We start from the raw sequence: 25,154 nt of genomic DNA, 5'->3' as shown, positions 1-25,154 counted from the left end.
CTCAATCTTCGTCAAAGAAGTCTTCGTCCAGCTTCTTGACGTGGATCGTCTCGTGGATTCGGACGCCGACATTGTAGCGAAACATGAGTCGAGTCAGTTGGTCGCCGTCAATCAGCACTAGCTTCACAGCTACGCTCTCGGCGAACTTCAGGGCCGCAGGTGTAAAGCTGGAGGTCGTGACGAACACGCCTTTCGTTGCTTTTGCTGCGGCAATCGCGCCGAAGAAGGCTTGGACGTCGGTAGAACCGATTTTGTTCTCCGGCTTGTAACGCTTAGCTTGAACATAAACTCGGTCGAGCCCCAGCGCGTCCTCGTCAATCACACCGTCAAGGCCGCCATCGCCTGGTTTGCCGATGATCTTGCCAGCATCCTCGCGTGCGCCGCCGTATCCCATTGCTAGCAGGAGCTCAACGACCGCGTGCTCGAAGAAGGAGGGATCGGATGTCAGTAGCCGATTAAGAAGGTCGGCACGAAGCTCGTCCGCGAGATGGGTGACAGTGGTGCGAAGAAGCTCGTCGGGAGTTTGTTCGGCTTCCGGTGGCACAGGGACCGGCTCTGTCTTGGGAGCGACAGGGCTCATGGTCCTCACGGCCGAGTGGAACTTCTGGAATTCGGGAAACTGCAAAAGGAACTGGTTATTGATCTTGGGGGGAGGGTTGGCGAGGACCTTCTTGCCCTCGTCAGTGATCTCGAAGAACCCCCGCTTGGTCCCCCTCAGCAAGCCAGCATGAGTCAGATAGGACTTCGCCCAATGGGTGCGATTCGAGATGAATGTTTGCTTGCCGCTGGGCAGCAGTTGGATTGCTTCCTCGGGAGTGAGGTCGAAGCGGGCGGCCATTTTGTGAACGACGTCACTGATTTTGACTTCGCCGCCTGCCGCCGACTGAAGCACGGGCAGCATGAGGGTCTGATAGTCCGGGATTGGCACGGGCTGACGATTCCTTGCGACTGAACTTGCAGGCTAACACAACTTGGAGTTTCGCCGGCAAACGCCGATTTTGAGGTAAGCGGCTTCGACCTCTCGGCGCCGACCTCGAACTCGAAAATCCCATACGTGGAGGGGTAGGCCGCGCCTTGGTTGCCAGCGCGTAGGGCGCGGTGCTTGCGGGGTGCTATTCGCCGTGTGGTTAAGGCTAATTAAGTGGTTACTATTAAAGCGCATTTCTCGGCAAGGCGAGCAAGTCCTTGAAAAACTGCAGGTTCTGCAGCAGCGGCCTGAGATCGCCGTCGAGCGAGGCGGCGCCGCGCTTGGTGAGCGCGAGCAGGTCGTGCCAGCCCGGTTCGGGCACCGGCTCCCAGAACCGCGTCCAGGCCTCGTCGGTCGCCCGATAGGTGAAGATGGCCGAGCGCATCAGGCGCGGGCCTCGCTCGAAGCCCTTGAGTGCGCCGCCACCGAACGACAGCCAGAACGGCTCGTCGCCGATGTCGACGCGGCAGTCGGTCTCGACCCAGCGGCCGCGGCGGCGGAGATCGGCGTCGGCCGCGAGCAGGCCGGGCAGGGCGGCGAAGCGGTCTGCCGCGTTCATGCGCCCGCGCTCATACGACCCGGTCGGCGCGCAGCTTCCCGATCGCGGCGTCGTCGTAGCCCAGCTCCTGCAGGATCTGGTGGGTGTGCTCGCCGAGCTGCGGCGCGCGGCGGCGGATGCTGAGCGGGGTGCGCGACAGCATCACCGGCTCCTGCAGCACGGGCGCTGGCTTCGCCATGCCGGGATAGTCCATCTGGTGGAAGAAGCCCGCCTCGTTGACGTGGCGGTCGTCGAGCGTCTGCTGCGGCGTATAGACGGCCCCGGCCGGGATGCGGTTGGCCTCGAGCTCGGCCAGCGCATCGGCGACCGAGCGGTCGGCGCACCATTTCTGCATGATCGCCGACAGCGCCTCGCCATTGTCGCCGCGCGCCAGGTCGTCCTTGAAGCGCGGGTCGGCGGCCAGGTCCTCGTTGCCCATCAGGCGGCACCAGCGCACGAACAGCGGCTGGCCGATGGTCATGGCGTAGATCCAGCCGTCCTTGCACTTGAACGTGTCCGACGGACCGGCGGTGAAGCCGCGGTTCAGCGTGGCGGTGCGGTCGAGGCCGAGCAGGGCCTGCTCGATCAGGTGGCCGTTGGTGATGTTGATCGCGGTGCGCAGCAGCGCCGTCTCGACCTTCTGGCCCTTGCCGCTGCGGGCGCGGTCCATCAGGGCGGCGAGCACGCCCACGGTGCTGAGCAGCGCCGAGCTGAAGTCGACATAGGGGGCGTTCATGCGGGTCGGGACCGCGCCGTCGCCGGACAGGTGCATGGCGCCCGACATCGCCTGGCCGATCGTGTCGAAGCCGACGCGCGTGGCGTAGGGGCCCTCCGAGCCGAAGGTCGAGTTGGTCGCCAGGATGATGCGCGGGTTGATCGCCGAGATCGTCTCGTAGTCGATGCCCATGCGCTTCAGGTCTTCGTAGGGCAGGTTGGCGATCACCACGTCGGAGACCGCGACCAGCTTCTTCACGATCTCGCGGCCGGCCGGCTTCATCGGGTTCAGCGTGAGGCCGAGCTTGTTGCGGCCCATCTGGAGGAACATCGCGCCTTCGCCGCCCTCGGCGACCGGCGTCACCCAGCGGTCCTCGCTGCCTTCGAGCTTCTCGATGCGGATGACCTCGGCGCCGAGGTCGCCCAGCATGGTGCCGCAGAACGGGCCGGCGATGTACCGGCCGAAGTCGAGTACGCGAATGCCCTCCAGGACGCCAGCCATCGATCCGTTTCCTCGCTTGTTGTCGGGAGCCGCGACGCGGCGCCGGCCCAGCAATAGCGCGGCAGCGGCGGCGGCGACAAGAAGGGCGGCGCGGCGCGCGGGCGCGCGCCCACCGTCTCAGTCGAAGAAGGTGTTGGGCTTGATGAAGAAGGCCAGCATCAGGCAGCCCTCGTCGGTCCAGGCGTCGTGGCGGCTGCCGGGGCGGCGCCAGACATAGTTGCCGGCGCTGCAGACGCCGGCATGGTCGGCGAAGGACCCTTCGAGGACGTAGGTCTGCTCGATGGCGACGTGTTCGTGATGCGGAAGGCGGGCGCCGGGCGCCCAGCGCATCAGCACCGTCGACATGCCGGTCGCCGGATTCTCCATCAGGATCTTGGCCTCGACGCCGGGAAAGCGCGTCGCCTTCCAGGGCACGGAGGCCACGTCGACATAGGTCGAATCGGGGATCGAGCCGGCCGGCAGGGTCTCGGCGTTCATGCGGTGGCCCTCTGCTTGGCGGCGGCGAGCGTGCCGCCGCGCATCACGTGGCCGGGCAGGGGGCGGCCCACGACCTCCTCGGCCAGCCGGGCGACCTCGATCAGCCGGTCGACGTCGAGGCCGGTGTCGACGCCCATCTCCTCGCACATGAAGGCGAAGTCCTCGGTGCAGATGTTGCCGGCGGCGCCGTCGGTGGCCGCGAACGGACAGCCGCCGAGCCCGGCGATCGAGGCGTCGAACTTCGTGACGCCCAGCCTCAGGCCGGCATAGGCGGCGGCCTGGCCGGTGCCGCGCGTGTCGTGCAGGTGCAGGCCGATCTCGAGCTCGGGCCACTTCGAGCGGATGGCGTCGATCAGGCGCTCGACCGAGCGCGGCGTGGCCCAGCCCATGGCGTCGGTCAGCTTGATGCCCTTCAGCCGGAAGCCGGCCAGCTCGGCCTCGTCGAGGGCCGACTGCACCCGCTGCAGGATCAGCCCGGTCGGCAGCTCGCCCTCGAAGTTGCAGCCGAAGGCGCCGAGGATGATGCCCCATTCGACCGGGACGCCGCGCTCCTTGAGGAGCTGCAGGGAGCCCCGCTGCTCGACCAGGGCGTCGGCGACCGGTTTGCCGAGGTTCTTGCGCGAGAAGGTGTCGGAGGCGGTGACGCGGACGCCGCCGTCGACGTGCAGGGGACCGTCGAGCGCCCGCTCGAGACCCTGCCGGTTGAGCCAGAGCGCGCTGTACTCGACGCCGGGCTTCTGTCGGATGGCCGCCGCCACCTCCGCGGCGTCGGCCATGGTCGGCACGCGCCGCGGATTGACGTAGGAGACGCAGGCGATGTGCCTGAGCCCGGCGTCCGCCAGCGCCTCGATGAGACGCACCTTGTCGGACACCGGGATCATCTTCTTCTCCGACTGGAAGCCCTCGCGAGGGCCTTCCTCGGAAATCTCCACGCGCTTGGGCAGGTCGGACATCGCTCGACTCCTTCGGTCGTCAGCCTTCTTCCTGGAAGGCCTCCTGGCGGGCCTTCTTGATGCCGGGCAGGGCCATCAGGATCAGCAGGAGCACGGTGGTGATGAGCAGCCCCAGGCTGATCGGCCGCTCGATGAACACCGACGGGTCGCCGCGCGACAGCAGCATGGCGCGCCGGAAATACTCCTCCATCTGCGGACCGAGCACCAGCCCCAGCAGGAACGGCGCGCCCTCGCAGCCCAGGCGCACGAAGACGTAGCCCAGCACGCCGAAGGCGGCGACCTGCATGACGTGGAAGGTGCTGTTCTGCAGGCTGTAGGCGCCGATGCAGCAGAACAGCAGGATGGCCGGGGCGAGGAAGCGGTAGGGCACCGTCAGCAGCTTCACCCACATGCCGATCATCGGCAGGTTGATGACGACCAGCATCAGGTTGCCGATCCACATCGAGGCGATCATCCCCCAGAACAGGTCCGGCTTCTTGGTCATCACCTCGGGGCCGGGCTGGATGCCCTGGATGATCATGGCGCCGACCATCAACGCCATCACGGCGTTGGACGGGATGCCGAGGGTGAGCATCGGGATGAAGGAGGTCTGGGCGGCGGCGTTGTTGGCCGATTCCGGCGCCGCCACGCCTTCCACCGCGCCCTTGCCGAAGCGCTCCGGCGTCTTCGAGATCTTCTTCTCGAGCGTGTAGGACGAGAAGGCGCCGAGCGTGGGGCCGCCACCCGGCAGCACGCCGAGCGCCGAGCCCAGCGCCGTGCCGCGCAGCACGGCGGGAATGGCCCGGCGGATCTCCTCCCGCGTCGGCCACAGCGAACCGACCTTGATCGTCCCGCCGGTGCGCTCGAGATGCCGTTCGAGGTTGACCACGATCTCGGCGATGCCGAACAGGCCCATGGCGATCGGGGCGAAGTCGATGCCGTCGCTGAGCTCGGGCAGATCGAAGGTGAAGCGCTGGGCGCCGGTGTTGACGTCGGTGCCGACCAGGCCGAACAGCAGGCCGAGGAAGATCATGGCGATCGCCTTGACCACTGAGCCGCTGGCCAGCACGACGGCGGCCACCAGGCCCAGCGCCATCAGCGAGCAGTAGTCGGCCGGGCCGAACTTCTGCGCCATCTGCGTCAGCGGCTCGGCGAACAGGACGATGAGCATCGTGCCGACGGTGCCGGCGAAGAACGAGCCCACGGCCGAGATCGACAGCGCGGCGCCGGCGCGGCCGTTGCGCGCCATCTGGTAGCCGTCGAGACAGGTCACCACCGAGGCGGCCTCGCCCGGCAGGTTGACCAGGATCGACGTCGTCGAGCCGCCGTAGGACGCGCCGTAGTAGATGCCGGCCAGCATGATCAGCGAGGCGGTCGGCGGCAGGTGGAAGGTGATCGGCAGCAGCATGGCGATGGTCGCCACCGGCCCGATGCCGGGCAGGACGCCGATCAGCGTGCCGAGGATGCAGCCCAGCAGGGCGTAGGCCAGGTTCTGGAAGGAAAGCGCGACCTCGAGACCCAGCGTCAGATTGTGCAGCAGGTCCATGTCACCAGATCCCGTGCACGATCGTGATGTTCATCTGCAGGCCGACCTTGAAGACCAGCGTGCACAGGACGGACAGCACGATCATGTTGCCGATGACCTCGGTGAGCTTGAACTCCTCGCCGCCCAGCGAGGCGATCAGGATCAGCGCAACCAGCGCCGGAATGAGGCCCGCCCGCTCGAACAGCAGGGCGAAGCAGATGATGCCGATCGTCACCATGGTGATCGGCTTCCACTTCGGCATCTCGACGAGATCCTCGGCCTCCGCACCCGGCCGGCCGAACAGCGAGACCAGCAGCATCAGGATCACGACGTCGGCCACCAGGATGGAGGCGACCATGAAGGGGACCGACATGGTCTTGAAGGTCTGCTGGCTCTCGGGTCCCAGCACGTTGTTGGCGATGAAGGCCGAGCCCCAGGGGATCAGGGAGAAGACCAGGACAACGAGGGAGAGGGCCGCCACCGGAATCCAGTAGCGCTCCTTCTCCTTCTTGTCGGCGGTCCTGAACAGCGTGCCGAGCGCGATGACGCTGCCCAGGCTGAGGAGGATGTAGGCCAGCATGTGGGGCACGAAGCCGGGCCCCATGCGGACCGGCGTCCCCAGCGCCAGCTTCTGGCCGAAGTACAGCGCGATCACGCCGAAACCGATGAACATCAGTCCCGACAAAAGATCCTTGCTCAGGAATCGAATCAACGACGCCTCCCCCTACACACACCTTTTACGCGACCTTGTTGGGCTTGCTCCCCTAAGCCGCGCATACGCTACACAAACCTGCCGCCCTTGTCTTGGTCCGGACGCCCGTTCAGGCCCGCAGCAGCAGCCGGACGGCCACGACGACGAGGCAGAAAGCAAAGAGACGGCGCAGCATCAAGACCGGAGCACGCATCGCCCATCGCACCGCGATAGGAGCGACAAAGAGTGCCGGCAGGGACAGGGCCGCCACGCAGATCAGGGCGACGTCCCCGATGGCGTCCGAGGTCCGGCCCGGCCGGCCGATGTCGTGGATCAGGAAGAACACCGTCGCCGGGACGGCGATCACGAGATTGAACAGGGCGCCGGCCCCGATCGCCCGCTTGAGCGGGAAGGAGAAGAGGGTCAGGACGGGGGTGCTGAGAGTCCCGCCGCCGACACCGACGGCGGAGGCCAGCACGCCCACGATCGTGGGCGGCACCTGGCCCAGGGGCCCGCGCGGCGGGGTTGGGCCCAGCACCAGCCGGTCGCTGGCGCCGAGCTGGACGGCCAGCGCCAGCGCCACGGCCGCGAACGTCCCGGTGAGCACGGCCGCCGAGGCGTGGGAGCCCAGCCAGAGCCCCGCCACCGTGCCGGCGAGGAGGGCGGGCAGCCAGGTCCGGACCAGCGCAGCGTCGATCGTGCCGGCCCGCCAATGGGCCGTGGCAGCGGAGATCGATGCGACGACGATATTGGCCTGGGCGGTGCCGACGGCCAGGATCAGCGCCGTCGGCCTGTCGACCTCCATGGCCTCGAAGATCTCGATCAGGACGGGGACCGCGACGACGCCTCCACCGACACCAAGGAGACCGGCAAGCAGGCCGATCAGGGAGCCGGTCGCCAGCAACGCCAGCCAGATCAGGGGAGAGTAAGCCGAAAACAGGTCGAGCACGGGATTGTCCGTAGGTCCATATTGCATGCGCGGGAGGCGGCGAGCAAACTCGGGGCCAATGTGAACGACCGTTCAGGGGCATCGGGTGGCGAGACGCGGGGCAGAATATATCGGCACCATGGCGGTGCAGGAGAAGCATCGTTTCGACGAGCGGTCGCTGGCCGGATTCATGGCCGACCATGTCGAGGGCTTCGTCGCCCCGGTCACGGTCGAGCAGTTCAAGGGCGGCCAGTCCAACCCGACCTATCGCCTGACCGACGGCGCCGGCCGCCGCTACGTCCTGCGCCGCAAGCCGCCCGGCAAGCTGCTGCCGTCCGCCCACGCCGTCGACCGCGAGTTCCGGGTCATCTCGGCCCTCAACCGGACCGACGTGCCGACCCCGCGGGCCTATGTCCTGTCCGAGGACGAGAGCGTGGTCGGGACGCCTTTCTACATCATGGAGTACTGCGACGGCCGGGTCCTTTGGGACCCGCTGCTGCCGGAAGTGCCGCTGGAGGGACGGCTGGCGATCTACCAGGCCAAGTTCGAGACCCTGGCGCGGCTTCATGCCGTCGACTATGCCGCCCTGGGGCTCGCCGACTTCGGCCGGCCCGGCAGCTACGTCGCCCGCCAGATCTCGCGCTGGGGCAAGCAGTACAAGGCGTCGGAGACCGAGACGATCGCTTCGATGGACCGGCTGCTCGACTGGCTGCCGGCGCATCTGCCCACGGCCGACGAGACCGTCCTGGTCCACGGCGACTATCGCCTCGACAACATGATCTTCCACGCCACCGAGCCGCGCGTGCTGGGCATCATCGACTGGGAAATCTCCACCCTGGGCGACCCCCTCGCGGAGCTGTCCTATCTCTGCATGCTCTGGCGCACGCCCAAGGACTGGGGCGGCCTTCACGGACACGATCTCGCGGCGCTGGGCCTGCCATCGGAGGCCGAGATGGTGGCCTACTACTGCCGTTTGTCGGGCCGGCCCGTTCCCGACCCGAAGCCCTGGGAATTCTACATGGCGTATAATCTCTTTCGCGTGTCGTGCATCCGCCAGGGCGTCTATGCCCGGTCCCTCGACGGCACGGCCTCCAACGTGCGGGCGGCCGACTCGGGCAAGCTGGTCCGGCCGGCGGCCGACCTGGCCTGGCAGATCGTCGACGGGATGGGGGGAGGCGGGCCATGAGCAAGCGCAAGCCGGTCGGGACGTCGGCGTCCGACACGCTGGCCGAGCGCGAGTCGCGCCCGCCGGTCGAGGCGATCCGGGCAGCGGCCTTCGCGCAGTTTGCCGAGCGCGGCTATCCGGTCGTGACGGTACGCGACATCATGCGGGCCTGCGGCCTGACGCAGGGGGCGCTCTACAACCATTTCAAGTCCAAGGACGAGCTGCTGCACGACATCATCTCGTCCACCCAGGTCGAGCTCGAGCGTCAGTGCCAGCAGGCCGTGGCGGCGGCCGGCGACGATGCCCGCGCCCAGCTCGCCGCCTTCGTCCGCGTCTACGTCATGCGCCACTGCCGCCTGCGGGTCGAGGCTCTGGTCGCCAACCGCGAGATCGGCTGGCTGGGCGCGGACCGGGTCGCCGACATCAGGCGCAGCCGGCGCGCGATCCGTGACATCGTCGTGGCGATCCTGGCGCGCGGCGTGGAAAGCGGCGTGTTCGAGCCGCCGCAGGTCGAGGGCCGGTACGATCTCAAGGCGATGGCCATGGCCTTGCTCGATCAGTGCACGCACGTGTCGATGTGGTACGGTCCCGGCGGCGAACTCGGCGAGGAGCAGATGGCGAAGCTCTACGCCGACATGGCATTGCGGGCCGTCGGAGCGAAGTCGCCCTCCTGAGGTCGGTCCGCCGCGACGGGTGCACGAATGACGGTCCGCCTCAAGGCGCTTCTCCTGTCCCTGCTGGTCGGCGCCTGCACGGCCGAGTCGGTCGAGGCCCCGCCGCCCGTCGTGCGGGCCTCCGGCCCGGCGATGGCCGGCCCGTCGGTGCCGGCGGCCGGCTGGCGGGTCGTGCTGATCGCGGGCGACAACAATACCCAGGCCTTCGACAACGGCGTCGACGCGCTGCGCGCCAAGCTGGCGCGGCGCGGCGTGCGCGACATCCGCGTCTTCACCTCCGATCCCGCAGCCAACCCGGGCAAGCCGGTGGCGACCGCCGCCAACGTCTCCGGGGCGCTGCGCACGCCGGGCGGCGAGGCCTGCCTCGCCTTCATCACCAGCCACGGCGACGAGAGCGGCTTCGTGCTGCGCCAGGCGCGCGGCACGGTGGCGCCGTCGTCGCTCGACGCCGCGCTGGATGCCGGCTGCGGCACGCGGCCGACCGTGGTCGTCGTGTCGGCCTGCCACAGCGGCGTCTTCCTGAGCCCGGCGATGCGCCAGCCCAACCGCATCGTGCTGAGTGCGGCGGCGGCCGACCGGGTGAGCTTCGGCTGCGGCGCCGGCGACCAGTACACCTATTTCGACCAGTGCCTGCTGCAGCAGTTCGACGGCGCCACGACCTGGCAGCAGCTCGCCGGCACGACCCGCGACTGCGTGCTGAAGCTCGAGCGCGACATGGGCATCCGCCGCTCCTCGATGCCGCAGTCCTTCTTCGGCTCGGCGGTCGCCGGCCTCAGGATCCCGGGCCGGTAGTCCGGCAACCTTGAAGAGTTTTCCTGCAGCCCAAAGGTCCCTCGCTACGCTCGGGATGACAGGGTGCGCGTGGCGACAGGCAGGACTCGCCCGGCCGAAGAAGATGTCATCCCAAGGCCGCAGGCCGAGGGACCTTTCCTGCCGCCCGAAGGATCCCTCGCTGCGATTCTCCTTCATGCTCCTCTCCCCCGCTAGGGCAGGGCTATCGCATATGACTGCAAAACCCCGTCATCCCGACCGAAGCCGAGCGTAGCGAGGCGGAGTGGAGGGACCTGTTTTTGCGGAAGCGGCCCGAAAAAAGGTCCCTCGGCTTCGCCGCCCTTCGGGCGGCTCCGCTCGGGATGACGGAGAAATTGATCAAATGCGATAGCCCTGCCCGCTAGGGGGGAGAGGTTGGGAGAGGGGGTAGCGCACGTCGATTCCCCCTCTGCGGTGTTACCCTTCTGCCCGGTTGCTCAAGATTTCACCCGCCAATGACCGCTGTGAAGTCGCAGGTCACGTGGTTGGCGGCCGTGGCGGGTAGCGCCAGCGTGTGGCGCGCCGGGCGCGACTCCGGATCGGGGAACATGGCCGACCATTCGCCGTTCAGCGCCTTGCGGCCGGTCGCCGGGTCCTTCATCCAGAAGTTGACCTTGATGATGTCCTCGACGCTGCCGCCCGCCGCCTCCACGCACAGCCGGATCTGCTTGAAGACGTTGGTCACCTGATCGGCGAGCTCCGGCGGCATCTGGCCGCTCTGCGGATCGCGGCCGCTGATGATGCTCGACATCAGGATGTTGCCGATGCGGCTGGCGTTGGGGATCGGGTTCTCGTGCTTGAAGCCCGGATAATTGATGCTCTTGCGCCGCGCCATGGTGCGATCCCTCCGTCGTGGTCTGCTGCCATTTCGGCCGGGAGCATGGCACCATGGGGCAACACAATCGACTGCAAAGGGGGAAACGATGGCGCTCGTGGATTACGAGCGGGACGGGCAGGTCGTCACCTTGACGCTCAATCGTCCCGAGAAGCTGAACGCATTCAGCGACGAGCTGGTGGGGGCGCTGGGCGACGCGCTGCACCGCTTCGACACCGACGGCGAGGCCGAGATCGCCATCCTGTGCGGCGCCGGCCGCGCCTTCTCGAGCGGCGCCGACGTTCACCAGCGCCAGCTGCGCAGCCGCGAGGAGTTCCTCAAGCTCGGCGGTCCGCAGGGGCGCGGCACGCACTCCGCCGACCTGCTGACCAAGGCGGTCAACTGGAAGCCGGTGATCGCCGCGCCGCATGGCTACGTGCTCGGCCTGTCGGTCGGCATCGTGCTCGAGTGCGACCTGATCGTCGCGGAGGAGGGCACGCGCTTCCAGATCACCGAGACCTCGCGCGGCCTGGGGGCCGGCAAGTACTGGGCGCTGATGCACTATCGCGGCGGCGGCGCCTTCACCATGGAGGCCGCGCTCACGGGCCGCTTCTTCACCGCCGAGGAGGCCTTTCGGGCCAATCTGATCAACCGCGTGGCGCCCAAGGGCCGGTACCTGGAAGGCGCGCGCGAGCTCGCCGCCGAGGTGCTGAAGAACCCGCCGCTCAGCGTCCGCTCGACGGTGCGCATGCGGCGCTACTACATGGATCGCCTCAGCCGCGAGGTCATGTTCATGGGCGCGCCGGAGAAGCTCTATCTCAGCGAGGATTTCGGCGAGGCCGCGCGCGCCTTCGCCGAGAAACGCAAACCCGCCAAATTCAAGGGGCGCTGACCATGAGGAAGAGCAGCGATCGCATCCTGACCAGCCACGCCGGCAGCCTGCCGCGCTCGGACGACCTCATCGCCGCCAACGCCGAGCGCGAAGCGGGGAAGGCCGACGAGGCGACCTTCCAGAGGAAGCTCACGGGCGCGGTGGCCGACGTCGTGCGCCGGCAGGTCGAGGCCGGCATCGCGGTGCCGGGCGATGGCGAGTACGGCAAGTCGATGGGCCACAAGATCAACTACCGTGCCTGGTGGAGCTACTCGTTCTCGCGGCTGGCCAACCTCCAGGTGAAGGGGCTCGGCCTCTACGACATGCCGGCCCGGCGCTCGACGCCGGGCAACACCGTGCTGTCGAGCTTTGCCGACCGGCGCGACCGCCAGCGTTTCGCCACCGCCTACGGTGACCCCGACTCGGGCGTGTCGACAGGGCCGCGCGCCCACGACTGGCCGTTCTGCGTCGGGCCGATCAGCTACACCGGCCACGCGGCGATTGCGGCCGACATCGCCAACTTCAAGGCGGCGCTTGCGGCCAGCGGCGTCAGCGAAGGGTTCATGACCTCCATAGGTCCGGCGAGCTGCGCCCGCATTGGCAACGAGCACTACAAGAGCGACGACGAGTTCGTCTTCGCCTGCGCCGACGCCATGCGCGAGGAGTACAAGGCGATCGTCGACGCGGGCCTGGTGCTGCAGATCGACGATCCGGCCATCGCCGAGAACTTCGATCAGATCAACCCGGAGCCGACGGCCGAGGAATACCGCAGGTTCACGATGCCCAAGATCGAGGCGTTGAATCATGCGCTGAAGGGCCTGCCGCAGGACCGCATCCGCTTCCATCTCTGCTGGGGCAGTTGGCACGGTCCGCACACGACCGACATTCCCATGCGGGAGATCGTGGCGCCCATGCTCGCGATCAACGCCGGCGCCTATTCCTTCGAGGCGGGCAACGTGCGCCACGAGCACGAATGGTCGGTGTGGCAGGACACCAGGCTGCCCGACGACAAGCTGATCCTGCCCGGAGTGGTCAGCCACGCCACCAACGTCGTCGAGCATCCCGAGCTGGTCGCCGAGCGCATCGGCCGCTTCGCGCGCCTGGTCGGCCGCGAGCGCGTCATCGCCTCGACCGACTGCGGCCTGGGCGGCCGCGTCCATCGCGACATCGCCTGGGCCAAGCTCGAGACCCTGGCCCAGGGGGCGGCGATCGCGAGCCGGCAGCTCTTCTGACCATGAGCGAGCCTCCGGCTCGCTCAGGCCGTTGATCGAAATCCCAAGCGGGTGACAGCATGAGCCACAAGGGCTGGCATTCGCGGGGCTACCTGCCGCATTTCGACTCGGCGGAAACCACCCAATTCGTGACGTTCCGACTGGCCGACAGCCTGCCGAAGGCTGTCGCTGCGGCCCTGGCTCTGCTCCCCGACAGCCTGGTGGAGATCGATCGCGCACTCGATAGCGGACGAGGAGCCTGCTGGCTCGCGCAGCCTGCGATCGCCAGCACAGTGGAGGACGCGATCCTGCACTTCGACGGCGAGCGCTATCGGCTGCTCGCGTGGTGCATCATGCCCAATCACGTGCACGTGGTGGTCGAGCCAGCGCCCGGCCACAGCCTGGGATCGATCGTGCGGAGCTGGAAGTCCTTCACCGCAAATGGAGGTAATCGGCTCCTAGGTCGCGACGGGCCCTTCTGGCATCGCGACTACTTCGACAGGTTCATCCGGGACGAAGGGCATCTCGCGCGGACGATCGACTATGTCGAGAACAATCCGGTGAAGGCCGGGCTGGTTCCTGAGCCCGCCGGCTGGCGATGGAGCTCGGCTCGGCTTCGGGGATGAGCGAGCCGGAGGCTCGCGGTCCTGAAGACCATGACGCACTCATGCTCTTTGCGGCTCGCTCGGGCGAGCAACCGCCGGCGTCAGCGGTCACGATCGATCGCGGGTCAGCGCTGCGAACTGCACCGGGTAGTGCTTCTCGGCGAAGGCGGGGGTGATCAGGCCCTGGTCGAGATCGCGGGCGACGCTCTCGGCCGGTCGCTGCCGGGGATCGCCGAAGCCGCCGCCGCCGGCATCCTGCACGTCGACCACGCCGCCGGGCGGCACGACCACGCGTGCCTTGGGATCGATCGGCACGCCGTCGACGGAAATGCGCCGGGGCGCGCCGTCGGAGGCCCCCGCGAAGCCGCTCGCCGCCAGCCGCGTCCGCGACGCCATGAACGACGCTTCCAGCGGCAGGCCGGTGTCGTTGCGCAGCCCGAAGACCTGGCCGTTGCCGCCCTGGAACTCCCCGGGACCGCCGGAGTCCGGAAGCATCTCCTTGCGCAGGAAGGTGCAGCCGGTCTGTTCCTCCCACACTTCGAGCGATCCGCCGATCATGTTCGACGGCGCCGGCAGCGCGGCCCGACCGTCGTACCCGGCCAGCGCGCCGTAGCCACCCGGCGAGAAGTAGATGAACGAATAGCGCCGGCCCTGGCGGTTCTGCCCGCGCAGATTGACTTGGAACACCATGCCCGACTCGGCCTGGACGTCGTCCGGCAGCGCCTCGGCCAGGGCCTTGAAGATCAGCGGCGCCACGAAATGGCCGAACACGTGGCGCGCGCCGGTCGGATGGGGCCGCAGGGCGTTGAGGATGCAGTTGTCCGGCGCGGCGATGGTGACGAACTCGAACAGCGCCTGGTTGTTGGGAATGTTCGGCGCCAGCAGGACCTTGGCGCAGAAGTAGCAGAAGGCGCGGGTGTAGCAGATCGGCACGTTGACGCCGGCGGCGACGACGCCGTCGGTGCCCGCGAAGTCGAAGGCGAAGCCCTTTTCGCTCACCGTCACGCTCACGCGCAGGTTCAGGTCGGGGAAATTCTCTCCGCCCTCCACCGGCAGCGTCGCGGCATGGCGCCCCTTGGGGATCCGGTCGAGCTTCGCCTCGATCGCGCGCCGGGTGAGGGCGAAGATCGCGTCGGCGACCCCGACGAAGTCCGTCAGTTCGTACTCGCCCAGGATCTCGACCAGGCCGGCCGCGCCGACGTTGCAGGAGGCGATGTTCGAATAGATGTCGCCGAACACCAGGTCTGGCATCCGGACGTTGGCGCGCAGGAACTCGAACAGGAACTCGTTCCGCTCGCCGGCGTCGATGAGCTTCACCGGCGGCAGCGAGAACCCTTCCTCGTAGACGTCCCGGGCGACCGAGCTCATGCCGACGCCGCCGACATCGGCCAGATGCGACACGGTCAGGCAGTATCCGATGATCGCGCCCCGGTGGAAGACCGGCTTCACGACGTTGATGTCGAAGACGTGGCCCGTGCCCATCCACGGATCGTTGGTCACGATGATGTCGCCGTCACGCATCTGCGACGGTTCGATCCGGTCGAGGATGTGGCCGAGCGTATGGGACCCCGTCCCGGTGAAGGACGGGACGCTGGCCGCGCCCTGCGCCAGCAGCTTGCCGCGCGAGTCGAAGATCATGCACGAGTAGTCGCCGCTCTGCCGGATCATGGTCGAGAAGGCGGTGCGGACGAGGGCCGAGACCATCTCGTCGGCCGTCGAGACGAGCCGGGACCAGATGATGCCGGCATCCACCGGATCGATCGCCGCGGTCGACATGCTATCTCCTCCACCGTGCGATCAGGTCCAGGCTGGGCGCGACGTCGACGTGCGCGCCGGGCGGGATGTAGATCGTCGTGTCGTTCTCCTCGATCAGCGCCGCGCCTTCCGCCCGCCAGCCGGGAGCCAGGGCATATCGATCGAAGACCGGGACCCGCGTCGGCGCCTCGCGTCGATCCTGTCCGAGATAGCAATCGCGATGTCCCTTCTGCGCGAGTCCCGTCGCCCTGAGGGCGTCGTAGGCGAAGGCGCGCATGCCCTTGAGCGGCGCCGGCCGGGTGATCTCGACGGACCAGCTGCTGATCTCGATCTCGTAGGAGGGGAAGTCGAGTCCGAAGATGCCGCGATAGGTCTCCAGGAACGTCGACCGGATGCCGTCGCGGTCCGGATATCGCCCGTCCCGTCCGATCTCGACCGTGACTTCCGAATCCTGTCCCTGGTATCTCATGCCGGCCTTGACGACCGTCACCGCCCCGTCGCCGGCGAGGCGCCGCGCATAGGCGTCCGAGTCGATCAGGTCGGCCACTTCGCGGGCGACCAGTCCCTCGACGATGTCGGCGACGCGCACGAGCTTCGAGCGCTGCAGTACGGTGCCTTCGTGGCCGGCGAACAGCCCCATGGCCGAGGCCACGCCGGCGGCGAAGGGGAAGATCACGCGCTCGATCCCCAGCAGGCGGGCGATCGGGAGGGCGTGGATGGGGGCCGCGCCGCCCGTGCAGACGAGCGTGGCGCGTCGATGGTCGATGCCGAGCTCCGCCGCATGCACGCGGAAGGCCCTCGCGACATTCTCGTTGATCGTGCGGTGGATGCCGAGGGCGGCGCGATGGGGGGAGATCGCGAGCGGCTCGGCGAGCGTCGCGCGGATCGCCGCCGTCGCGCCGGCCGTCCTGACGGAGATGCCGCTGTTGTGGAAATTGTGCTCGCCGAGGAAGCCCAGGACCAGGTTCGCGTCGGTGACGGTCGGCCGGATGCCGCCGCGCCCGTAGCAGGCTGGGCCGGGATCCGCACCGGCGCTGCGCGGCCCGACACCGATGACGCCCCGGTCGTCGATCTCGGCGATGCTGCCGCCGCCGGCGCCGATCTCGATCAGGTCGATGGCCGGAATCCGGAGTGGAAGCCCGCTGCCCGCCTCGAACGCTCCCTCGCGCGCCACTTCGAGGCCGGACCGGACGTCGACCTTGCCGTCGACCAGATAGGCGCCCTTGGACGTGGTGCCGCCCATGTCGTAGGCGAGGATCATCCCGGTGCCGGTCGGGTCGTCGCCGAGCGACGGGCGGTTGCGGTCGGCGATCTCCTTCGCGGCCAGGACGCCCGCCGCCGGCCCCGATTCGATCAGCCGGACGGGCGTGCCGACGGAATGCTCGACGGCGACGGGCAGGCCCGAGGAGGTCATGAGGAACAGCCGGCCGGCGAAGCCCTTCGCCCGCGCCGTGCCCTCGAGGCGCCGGACATAGTCGACCAGCAGGGGCTTGGTGTAGGCATTGACCGCGCAGGTCATCCATCGCTCGTATTCGCTCTGCTGGGGCGCGATGGCGCTGGAGACCGACAGGGTCGCGTCGCCGATCTCCTCGCCGATCCATTGCGCGACGGCCTGTTCGTTGGCGGCATTGCGGAACGAGTGGAGGAAGCAGATCGCGAAGTTCCGGACGCCCGTTTCATCGACGAGCCGGCGGACGCCCGCGAGCACCCGGGACCGGTCCGGCGCGGCTACGATCGCGCCGGCCGACGAAACCCGCTCCTGCACGGCGAGCTTGAGTGCGCGCTTCGAGATCGGGCGCGGAAAGAGCAGCCGGAGGTTCGTCAGGTTGTAGCGATGCTCGCGCGCCGTCTCCAACGTCGTCCCGAAGCCCTCTGTGTGGAGCAGGATGAAGTCGTGTCCCTTGCGCTCGATGACGGCGTTGGTGATGAGGGTCGTCGCGTGCAGGAACATGTCGCAGCCGGCCAGGTCGAATCCGGCGGTCTGCTGAAGCTGGCCGAGGCCGTCGAAGATGGCGGCATCGGGCTCGTGCGGCGTGCTCAGCACCTTCGTCGTGACGACCTTGTTCCGTCCTTCGTCCAGCAGGACGAAGTCCGTGAACGTCCCGCCGATATCGACCGCGATGGAAAACCGTCCCATGAAATCAGCCCTGGCGGCGACGCGTGGCCATCTGCATCTCCCGGTCGGGGTCAGGCCACGGACGCGATCGCCTTGTCGAGCAGCGCCAGCCCCTCGTCGATCTCCTCGTCCTTGACGATGAGCGGCGGCGCGATGCGCATGGTGCCGCCGGACGTGCCCGAGCGGACGATGTTGGCCGCCAGGCCGAACGCCATCGCCGCTTCCGTGACCGCGTTCGAGAGGCTGGTCGCGTCGCGCGGGCCCGCGTCGGTGAATTCCACGCCGCGCAGCAAGCCGCGGCCGCGCACGTCGCCGATGCACGAATGGCGCTGCTTCAGCCGCATCAGGCCCTCGCCCAGCCGCTCGCCGGCGGTACGGGCGCGGTCGATCAGCCCGTCGCGCAGCACGATCTCCAGGACCTTCAACCCGACGGCCGCCGGCAGCGGATCGTTCACATGGGTCGTGTAGAAGAAGTACTTCCGCTCGTCGGCCAGGGTCGCGATCGCGTCGGTGGTCATGACGGCCGACAGCGCCATGCCGGCGCCCAGCGTCTTGGACAGCGTCAGGATGTCGGGCACCACGCCGTCACGCTGGAAGGCGAACATGGTGCCGGTTCGGCCGAGCCCGGTCTGCGCCTCGTCGAGGATCAGCAGCATGCCGCGCCGCTGGCAATGCGCCTTGAGCGCCGCGAGATAGCCGGGCGGCAAATCGATCACGCCGCCGCTGCTCAGGATCGGCTCGCCGATGAAGGCCGCGAGGTTGCCCGTGCATTGCGCATCGACCTGCTCGAAGGCGTCGTCGAGCTCGCGCCGCCAGTCGACGCCTGGAAAGCGGGGCTTGTAGGCGTTCGGCGCCGGGATGGCGTGGTAACCGGGCGCCATCGGCCCCACGCCCGTGCGGCCCACCTTGAACGTCGCGGCGGCCGAGCCGGCGGTGACCCCGTGATAGGACTTGGTGAAGGTGACGATCTCCCACTTGCCGGTGACGGTCTTGGCGAGCTTGATCGCCGCCTCGTTCGCTTCGCCGCCGGTGGACAGGAACATCGTCTTCGACAGTTCCGGCTGCTGCGCCGACAGCTTCTCGGCGAGCGCCACGACGGGCTCGGAGACCATCGCCGAGAAGAGATGATCGAGCGTGCCCGAGGCCTCGCGGATGGTGGCGTGGATCTCGGGATGGGAATGGCCGAGGATCGAGCTCATCTGGCCCGAGGTGAAGTCGAGCATCCTGTTGCCGCCGGCGTCCTCGAGCCAGCAGCCGCTCGCCCGCACCGGCACGAAGTCGGCGAACTCGCAGCCGAAGTGGAGAAGGCTTCGCGCGACGCGTCCCTTGAAGGCGCCGTCCGTGCTGGCATCGACCAATCCGCACCTCTTTCCAGGCGTCCCGGAGACGGGCGCCGACGCTGAGCCTCTTGCAGGACGGGTGCCAGGTCGACCGCAAAGAATTGTCGCCCGAGTGAAAAATATGCATCTTGCAGCCATGAGACAGTCGCGGCTGCCGTTGCGGGGAATTGCCGTGTTCGCGACCGTGGCCCGGCTCGGCAGCCTGAAGGCCGCGGCCAGCGAGCTGAACCTGTCGCCCTCTGCCGTCAGCCACGCCATCCGGGCGCTCGAGGAAGAACTGGGTGTCGAGCTTTTCAAGCGCGTGAGCCGGGGCGTGCGGCTGACGCCCGATGCGGCCCGGTATGCGGAGATCCTGCAGGGCCTGTTCGAGCGCATGCGCCGGGCCACGGCCGACATCGCGGCCCCCGGCTGGAGCCGCGCCTCGGCCGGCGTCGTGCGCATCATGACGCCGCCGTCGCTCGCGACCCACTGGCTGATGCCGCGGCTGCCGGCCTTCATCAAGGCCCATCCGGGAGTCGACCTGCGTGTCTTCGCGGTCCGCACGGCCGACGGCAATGCCGAGGACTTCGACATCACCATCGGCTACGGCGACGCCGCGCGATGGCGCGGGCGGGCACGGCCGCTGCTCGAGGAAAGGACCCAGCCTTATTGCGCCCCGTCGCGGCTGCAGGGCGTCCGGTCGCTGACCGCGCGGCAGCTGCTGGCGCACCCGCTGATCCAGAGCCGCGAGAACGCCGTCTCGTGGGAAGCCTGGCTCGGCCGCCGCGGCATCGCCCTCGACGCCTCGAAGATGCACTTGCTGCAGATAGACCCGTCCTACGTGGCGATCGAGGCAGCCGTGAACGGCGTGGGCATCATCCTCGAGAGCAGCATCCTGACGCGCGAGCATGTCGAGGCCGGACGGCTCGTGGTCGCGGTGCCCGAAACGCGGCCGGCTTCGATCGCCTACTGGCTGCTGCCGCTGCACGAGGGTGCCCGGCCGTCCGTGGTCAAGGCCTACAAGTGGCTGATCGACCAGGCCAATTTCGCCGACGCCTGTCCTTCGAGGCCGGCAACGCGCGCCACGAGCACGAGGGGACGAAGTGGGAGGATACGAAGCTCACCGACGAGCGCCTGATCCTGCCGGGCGTCGTCCGCCTCGCCACCAGGGTCGTCGAGCATCCCGAACGGGTCGCCGAGCGCATCGGCCGCTTCGCGCGCCTGGTCGGCCGCGTCCACCGCGACATCGCCAGGGGTAAGCTCGAGGTCCTGGCCACCGAGCGGCGATCGCGAACCGGCAGCTCTTCTGACCATGAGCGAGCCGGAGGCTCGCGGTCCAGAAGACCATGAGCCAGTTTCGAGGACGTCTGTCATGCTCTCCGGGACCGCGAGCCTCCGGCTCGCTCAGGAGCAGCCCGTCCGTCAAAACTAGAGTTATTGAATCGGACCGCGCTCGGCGCTACACTTCTTCGCTTCGGTTGCTCTCTTCATCGTCCATCCGATCTTGTCATCTCTGTCGCGTTTCAAGCGACAGGGAACGGCCGGCCCAAGCGTCCGGGACGGCTGACAAATCAATGGGTTACGAGCATTTCCTGAGAGTACAGGCGAAACCGATCCCGTCCCGGCAGGCGGTTGGCTCAGGACGCCGGCGAAGCCGCCCGGAGGCGGGCCTCCGCCATCTCGCGCAGGCGGTTGCGCTGGATCTTGAGGCCGTTGGGCGAAGGGGTGCGGGGGAAGTCGTCGATCGGGAAGACGCGCACCGGCACCTTGTAGCCGGCGAGGCCGCGGCGGCAATGATCGATGGTCGCCGCCTCGTCGAGCGCAGCGCCGGCGTCGAGGGTGACGAAGGCGACGGCCCGCACGCCGTCGGGGCGCGGCACGGCGACGGCCTGGCAGGCGACGATGCCCGGCACCTTCTGGATGTGCATCTCGATCTCCAGCGGGTTGACCAGGAAGCCCGACAGCCGCAGCACGTCGCCCATGCGGCTGAGGAAGGTGAAGCCGCCGCGGCCGTCGATCTCGGCGAGGTCGCCGGTGCGCACGTAGCCGTCCTCGGTCATCGCCGCGGCGGTCGCCGCCTCGTTGCCCCAGTAACCCACCATCAGCGAGGGGCCGGCGCATTCCAGCGCGCCCGGCTGGCCGGGACCGAGCAGGACGCCGGTCTCGGGATCGCGCACCCGCACATGGGCGAGCGGCGAGGTGGGCACACCGCCGCCCTGCTTGCGCCGCTTGACCGGCGCGTTGAGCGGCTGGCGGGCGTAGAGCGCCTGGACCTCGCTCATGCCGTAGAGGCCGACCAGGCGCAGGCCGCGCGGCTGGGCGCGTTCCGGCAGGTCCTCGAGCGAGGCGTTGAAGGCGGCGTAGCCCGCCCACTTGACCGAGCGGAACGGCCAGCGGCCGGGCATCGTCTCGAACAGGCGGGCATACATGTCGTCGCTGCCGAACATCGTCGTCGGCCGGTGCCGCACGATCAGTCCGGCGATCGTGTCGATGTCGTAGGATTCGACCAGCACGCTCGGCCGGCCGGCGGCGAGCGTCGCCAGCGTCTGGTTGAAGCCGAAGACGCCGCACAGGGGCAGCACCGCGAGCGACAGCGTCCCGGGCGCGGTGAAGCCGAAGGTGCGGGCGACCTGCTGGGCATGGCTGGCGATCGCGCCCTGGCGATGCAGCACGAACTTGGGCGCGCTGGTCGTGCCCGAGGTCGTGAAGATGTTGCAGGGCGCGCGGGCCGACGCGTGATTGACGCCGAGCCGCGGCCGCGACAGCAGGCGTTCGAAGCTGACGCGGCGGCGCTGCTCGAGGGCGGGCGGCACGCGCGCCGGCGTCTCGCCGACCGTGACGATGGCGGCGAGGCGCTCGAGCGCCGGCGGGTCGATGTCGGCCAGGATCGACAGGAAGTCGATGCCGCGGAAGCCCGGCGCGCAGGCCAGCACCTTGGCGCCGGAACGGCCGACGATGTCGGCCACCTCCACCGCGCGATAGCGCGTGTTCACCGCCACGGCGATGCCGCCGAGCCGCGCGCAGGCGAAGTAGAGCAGGGGATAGGCCGGCAGGTTGGGCAGCCACAGCGCGACCCGGTCGCCCGGCCCGACGCCGAGATCGGCCAGGCCCTGCGCGGCACGCGCCGCGCCGTCGAGCAGCTCGGCGAAGCTCAGCGTGCGATCGCCGTGGATGAACGCGGGCGCCGCGGGAGTCTCTTCGGCCAGGTCGGCGAGCAGCGTCCAGACATCGGGCGCGGGATGAACGAGGGGCATGCGGCCGGAAGAGTAGATCACAATGCGGCCCGCTGGAATCGGCCGGGCGGCGCGCGCGCATCGCAGCGCGGCTTTCGCTTCCTTGACCCGGCACGACGCTTGCTGGAGGGTCGCCGACATTCCGGGGGACCTCACATGCTGCGTCGAAGCCTGCTCGCTGCTCCGTTCATCCTGGCGGCCGCGCCCGCACGCGCCCAATGGGTGCCCAGGCAGCCCATCAAGATCCTGGTCGGCTATGCGCCAGGCGGAACGGCCGACATCACGGCGCGCATCGCCGCCGAAAGCATCCAGCGCCAGCACGGCTACACGGTCATCGTCGACAACAAGACCGGCGCCGGCGGCTTCATCGCGCTCAAGGCAGTCGCCCAGGCGGCGCCCGACGGCTACACGGTCGGCATCGGCATCATGGGCCAGCTCGCGGTCGGCCCGGTCGTGCCGGGCTCGCAGGTCCCGCCCGGCCTCGACAAGGAGCTGGTGCCGATCTGCAACCTGGTCGGCGTGCCGATGGCGCTGATCGTGCGCATGGATGCGCCGTTCAAGACGATTCCCGAGCTGGTCGCCTACGCCAAGGCCAATCCCGGCAAGGTGAGCTACGCCTCGACCGGCCTCGGCTCGACCAACCAGCTCGGCGCCGAGTTCCTTGCTGCGGAAGCCGGCGGGCTCAAGATGATCCACGTTCCCTATCGCGGTGGCGCGCCGGCCATCGCCGACGTGGCGGCGGGCAATGTCGACATCTTCTTCGGAAACGTCTCGGAGCTGATCAGCATGGCGCGCGGCGGCAAGGTCCGCGTGCTGGCGCTGGCCGCCTCGAAGCCCTCGGCGCTGGCGCCCGAGCTGCCGCTGCTGACCAGGGACATCCCGGCGCTCGACATCAACAACTGGTTCGGCCTGGTCGGTCCGTCCGGCCTGCCGACCGACGTCAAGGCGTCGCTCGCCAAGCTGTTCCTCGACGCCGTCGGCGATCCGGCCAACCGGGAGGCGCTCGACAAGCAGGGGCTGATCGCGCTGGGCCAGGGGCCCGACGATTTCGCAGCCTACATCGCCAAGGACCGCGCGCGCTGGGCGAAGGTGGTGAAGCAGGGCAATATCAAGGCGGAATGAGCACCGCACCCCTGTCCCTCGGCATCGACATCGGGGGGACCTTCACCGACGTCGTCATCCACGACCCGCGCGACGGCCGGGCCGTCATCTGGAAGGAAAGCACCACGCCGGACGATCCGGCGCGCGGCGCGCTCGAGGGCACGCGGCGGGTGCTCGAGAAGGCCGGCGCCAGCGCCGCGCAGGTCGGGCGCGTCGTGCATGCCACGACCCTCTTCACCAATGCCCTGATCGAGCGCAAGGGCGCCCGCACCGGCCTGCTGACGACGGCGGGCTTCCGCGATGTGCTGGAGATCGGCCGCGAGCGCAAGTACGAGCTCTACGATCTCTTCATCGAGATGCCGAAGCCGCTGGTGGCGCGGCCGTGGCGGCGCGAGGCGAGGGAGCGGCTGGCGCCCGACGGCACGGTCGAGATCGCGCTCGACGTCGACGCCGCGCTGGCCGAGGTCGCCGACCTCGTGGCCGAGGGCGTCGAGAGCCTGGCCGTCTGCTTCCTGCACGCCTACGCCAATCCGGCGCACGAGCGCGCGGTCGGCGCCGCCATCGCCGAGCGCTTCCAGGACCTGTCGGTCTCGCTCTCCTCCGACATCGCGCCGGAGATCCGCGAGTACCTGCGGGCGAGCACGACGGTGGCCAACGCCTATGTGCGGCCGCTGGCCGAGGTCTATCTCGAGCGGCTGGAGACGGCCCTGCGCGCCGAGGGCATCCCGGGCGGGCTCTTCCTCATGCTGTCGAACGGCGGCCTGACGCATGTCAGCGAGGCCAAGCGCGCGCCGGTGCAGCTGCTGGAAAGCGGCCCCGCGGCCGGCGCGCTGGCCGGTGCCTGGTTCGGCCGCAAGGCGGGGCTTGAGCGCGTGCTGGCCTTCGACATGGGCGGCACCACGGCCAAGCTGGCGCTGGTCGACGACGGCGAGCCGCTGGTCGCCTACGGTTTCGAGGCGGCGCGCGAGAAGCGCTTCCTGCGCGGCTCCGGCCTGCCGATCCAGATCGCGACCGTCGAGCTGATCGAGATCGGCGCCGGCGGCGGATCGATCGCGAGGAAGTCCGAGCTCGGCACGCTGAACGTCGGACCCGAGAGCAGCGGCGCCCAGCCCGGGCCGGCCTGCTACGGCCGTGGCGGCAGCGAGGCCACCGTCACCGATGCCGACCTGACGCTGGGCTACCTCAACGCCGACTTCTTCCTGGGCGGCGCGATGAAGATCGATCGCGGCGCGACCGACGCCGCCTTCGGCCGCCTCGCCGGGGCGCTCGACGTCGCGCCCGGCCGCGCCGCGTTCGGCGTGCACGACGTGGTGAACGAGAACATGGCCGGCGCCGCCCGCGTGGCGATCGCCGAGCGCGGCCGCATCCCGGCCGAGTACGCCCTGCTGGCGACCGGCGGGGCAGGGCCCGTGCATGCCTGGCACGTCGCCCGCAAGCTCGGCGTCAAGCGCGTGATCTGCCCGCCCGGCGCCGGCGCGGGCAGCACCATCGGCATGCTGATGGCGCCGGCCCGCGTCGACCGCGTCGCGAGCTTCAACGTGCCGCTGGCGGGCGCCGACTTCGCCGCCGCCGGCCGCGTCTTCGCGGGCCTGGAGAAGGAGTCGCTCGAGGTGCTGGGCCTGACCGGCGCCGATCTCGCCGGCCGCACGGTGCGCCGCCTTGCCGACATGCGCTACATCGGCCAGGGCAGCGAGGTCACGGTCAGCCTGCCCGAGCCGCTCGACGAGGCCGGCGTGAGGGCCGCCTTCGAGACGGCCTACAAGGCGCTGTTCGCGCGCACCCCGCCGGGAGCCGCCATCCAGTTCGTGGCGCTGCGGCTCTCGGCTGCCGCGCCCATGCCGGGCAGCGGCGGCGCGCTGGAACTGCCGCGCCATCCCTCGGCCGATGCGCTCAAGGGCACGCGCCCGGTCTTCTTCCCCGATGCCGGCGAGACGCTGCCGACCCGCGTCTGGGACCGCTATGCGCTGCAGGCCGGCGTCGACATCGAGGGGCCGGCGGTGTTCGAGGAGGACGAGAGCACCTTCATCGTCGGCCCGGGGGCGGTGGCCCGCCTGTTGCCCGACGGCTCGATCCTGGCGGAGGTCTCGTGATGGCGTTCGTCGACACCGGTCCAGGTGTCGTCCTGAGCGAAGCGAAGGACCTCATCGCCGTCTCAATCGGCACTGCGGTCGAATCGCCATGAGATCCTTCGCTTCGCTCAGGATGA

22 protein-coding genes are annotated in these 25,154 nt (G+C 69.0%); 9 read left to right on the top strand and 13 right to left on the bottom strand.

The annotated features are described in order from the left end of the window. Position 1: 1 nt before the first annotated feature. From ACO073_RS18350 to ACO073_RS18315, 8 genes are all read right to left on the bottom strand, one after another. Positions 2-901, bottom strand: a complete 900-nt coding sequence (locus ACO073_RS18350; RefSeq protein ID WP_421999124.1) for a restriction endonuclease — start codon at positions 899-901, stop codon at positions 2-4. A gap of 250 nt (positions 902-1,151) precedes the next feature. Next, the gene (locus ACO073_RS18345) at positions 1,152-1,526 is read right to left on the bottom strand and encodes a hypothetical protein (protein ID WP_421999123.1); all 375 of its coding nucleotides are present in this window, start codon (positions 1,524-1,526) and stop codon (positions 1,152-1,154) included. 10 nt (positions 1,527-1,536) lie between these two features. Then, positions 1,537-2,721 carry a CaiB/BaiF CoA transferase family protein gene (locus ACO073_RS18340; RefSeq protein WP_421999122.1) on the bottom strand — a complete coding sequence of 395 codons (1,185 nt, stop codon included), beginning with the start codon at positions 2,719-2,721 and terminating at the stop codon, positions 1,537-1,539. A gap of 117 nt (positions 2,722-2,838) precedes the next feature. Then, positions 2,839-3,198: a cupin domain-containing protein gene (locus ACO073_RS18335; protein ID WP_421999121.1), complete on the bottom strand. Its 360-nt coding sequence runs from the start codon at positions 3,196-3,198 to the stop codon at positions 2,839-2,841. Further along, positions 3,195-4,151 carry a hydroxymethylglutaryl-CoA lyase gene (locus ACO073_RS18330; RefSeq protein ID WP_421999120.1) on the bottom strand — a complete coding sequence of 319 codons (957 nt, stop codon included), beginning with the start codon at positions 4,149-4,151 and terminating at the stop codon, positions 3,195-3,197. The genes ACO073_RS18335 and ACO073_RS18330 overlap by 4 nt, the downstream gene beginning before the upstream one ends. Before the next feature lie 19 nt (positions 4,152-4,170). After that, positions 4,171-5,676 carry a tripartite tricarboxylate transporter permease gene (locus ACO073_RS18325; RefSeq protein WP_421999119.1) on the bottom strand — a complete coding sequence of 502 codons (1,506 nt, stop codon included), beginning with the start codon at positions 5,674-5,676 and terminating at the stop codon, positions 4,171-4,173. 1 nt (position 5,677) lies between these two features. Then, positions 5,678-6,367, bottom strand: a complete 690-nt coding sequence (locus ACO073_RS18320; protein ID WP_421999118.1) for a tripartite tricarboxylate transporter TctB family protein — start codon at positions 6,365-6,367, stop codon at positions 5,678-5,680. Between the two features lie 109 nt (positions 6,368-6,476). Then, entirely contained in the window at positions 6,477-7,295 is an 819-nt protein-coding gene (locus tag ACO073_RS18315; RefSeq protein ID WP_421999117.1) for a sulfite exporter TauE/SafE family protein, read from the bottom strand. A gap of 118 nt (positions 7,296-7,413) precedes the next feature. Here ACO073_RS18315 and ACO073_RS18310 point away from each other — a divergent pair, with 118 nt between their 5' ends. The 3 genes from ACO073_RS18310 to ACO073_RS18300 are packed head-to-tail and all read left to right on the top strand — an operon-like array spanning position 7,414 to position 9,905. Further along, positions 7,414-8,460, top strand: a complete 1,047-nt coding sequence (locus tag ACO073_RS18310; protein ID WP_421999116.1) for a phosphotransferase — start codon at positions 7,414-7,416, stop codon at positions 8,458-8,460. Continuing rightward, positions 8,457-9,113 carry a TetR/AcrR family transcriptional regulator gene (locus ACO073_RS18305; RefSeq protein WP_421999115.1) on the top strand — a complete coding sequence of 219 codons (657 nt, stop codon included), beginning with the start codon at positions 8,457-8,459 and terminating at the stop codon, positions 9,111-9,113. The genes ACO073_RS18310 and ACO073_RS18305 overlap by 4 nt, the downstream gene beginning before the upstream one ends. A gap of 27 nt (positions 9,114-9,140) precedes the next feature. Then, on the top strand, positions 9,141-9,905 hold the full coding sequence (locus ACO073_RS18300) for a C13 family peptidase (RefSeq protein WP_421999114.1): 765 nt from the start codon (positions 9,141-9,143) through the stop codon (positions 9,903-9,905). A gap of 463 nt (positions 9,906-10,368) precedes the next feature. Here ACO073_RS18300 and ACO073_RS18295 read toward each other — a convergent pair whose 3' ends face one another. Then, positions 10,369-10,758 (bottom strand): RidA family protein, encoded by a 390-nt coding sequence (locus ACO073_RS18295; protein ID WP_421999113.1) that lies wholly within the window; start codon positions 10,756-10,758, stop codon positions 10,369-10,371. 88 nt (positions 10,759-10,846) lie between these two features. Between ACO073_RS18295 and ACO073_RS18290 the strand changes: the two genes are divergently transcribed. The 3 genes from ACO073_RS18290 to ACO073_RS18280 are packed head-to-tail and all read left to right on the top strand — an operon-like array spanning position 10,847 to position 13,445. Beyond that, entirely contained in the window at positions 10,847-11,629 is a 783-nt protein-coding gene (locus tag ACO073_RS18290; RefSeq protein ID WP_421999112.1) for an enoyl-CoA hydratase/isomerase family protein, read from the top strand. 2 nt (positions 11,630-11,631) lie between these two features. Then, positions 11,632-12,840 (top strand): cobalamin-independent methionine synthase II family protein, encoded by a 1,209-nt coding sequence (locus tag ACO073_RS18285; protein ID WP_421999111.1) that lies wholly within the window; start codon positions 11,632-11,634, stop codon positions 12,838-12,840. A gap of 59 nt (positions 12,841-12,899) precedes the next feature. Continuing rightward, positions 12,900-13,445: an REP-associated tyrosine transposase gene (locus tag ACO073_RS18280; RefSeq protein ID WP_421999110.1), complete on the top strand. Its 546-nt coding sequence runs from the start codon at positions 12,900-12,902 to the stop codon at positions 13,443-13,445. An 87-nt stretch (positions 13,446-13,532) separates the two neighbouring features. Here ACO073_RS18280 and ACO073_RS18275 read toward each other — a convergent pair whose 3' ends face one another. From ACO073_RS18275 to ACO073_RS18265, 3 genes are read right to left on the bottom strand one after another with little or no spacing between them, the layout of a single operon-like run. After that, complete coding sequence (locus ACO073_RS18275) at positions 13,533-15,200, bottom strand: hydantoinase B/oxoprolinase family protein (RefSeq protein ID WP_421999109.1); 1,668 nt, start codon at positions 15,198-15,200, stop codon at positions 13,533-13,535. Between the two features lies 1 nt (position 15,201). Next, on the bottom strand, positions 15,202-17,316 hold the full coding sequence (locus ACO073_RS18270; RefSeq protein ID WP_421999108.1) for a hydantoinase/oxoprolinase family protein: 2,115 nt from the start codon (positions 17,314-17,316) through the stop codon (positions 15,202-15,204). 50 nt (positions 17,317-17,366) lie between these two features. After that, the gene (locus ACO073_RS18265) at positions 17,367-18,653 is read right to left on the bottom strand and encodes an aspartate aminotransferase family protein (RefSeq protein WP_421999107.1); all 1,287 of its coding nucleotides are present in this window, start codon (positions 18,651-18,653) and stop codon (positions 17,367-17,369) included. Between the two features lie 118 nt (positions 18,654-18,771). Here ACO073_RS18265 and ACO073_RS18260 point away from each other — a divergent pair, with 118 nt between their 5' ends. Beyond that, positions 18,772-19,752, top strand: a complete 981-nt coding sequence (locus tag ACO073_RS18260) for a LysR substrate-binding domain-containing protein (protein WP_421999106.1) — start codon at positions 18,772-18,774, stop codon at positions 19,750-19,752. A 499-nt stretch (positions 19,753-20,251) separates the two neighbouring features. Here the strand turns inward: ACO073_RS18260 and ACO073_RS18255 are convergent, their stop codons facing one another. Further along, a complete protein-coding gene (locus ACO073_RS18255) occupies positions 20,252-21,868 on the bottom strand; it encodes an AMP-binding protein (RefSeq protein ID WP_421999105.1) in 1,617 nt (538 codons plus the stop codon). Between the two features lie 135 nt (positions 21,869-22,003). On the opposite strand from ACO073_RS18255, the gene ACO073_RS18250 reads away from it, so the two are divergent. After that, entirely contained in the window at positions 22,004-22,969 is a 966-nt protein-coding gene (locus tag ACO073_RS18250) for a Bug family tripartite tricarboxylate transporter substrate binding protein (protein ID WP_421999104.1), read from the top strand. Beyond that, positions 22,966-25,038 (top strand): hydantoinase/oxoprolinase family protein, encoded by a 2,073-nt coding sequence (locus ACO073_RS18245; RefSeq protein ID WP_421999103.1) that lies wholly within the window; start codon positions 22,966-22,968, stop codon positions 25,036-25,038. Before ACO073_RS18250 ends, ACO073_RS18245 begins: the two co-directional genes overlap by 4 nt. Positions 25,039-25,154: the final 116 nt, after the last annotated feature.

Source organism: Reyranella sp. (genome assembly GCF_965229815.1).
Classification (GTDB): Bacteria; Pseudomonadota; Alphaproteobacteria; order Reyranellales; family Reyranellaceae; genus Reyranella.
The sequence above is the reverse complement of the archived record's forward strand: the minus strand, read 5'-3'. Positions and strand labels throughout refer to the sequence as shown.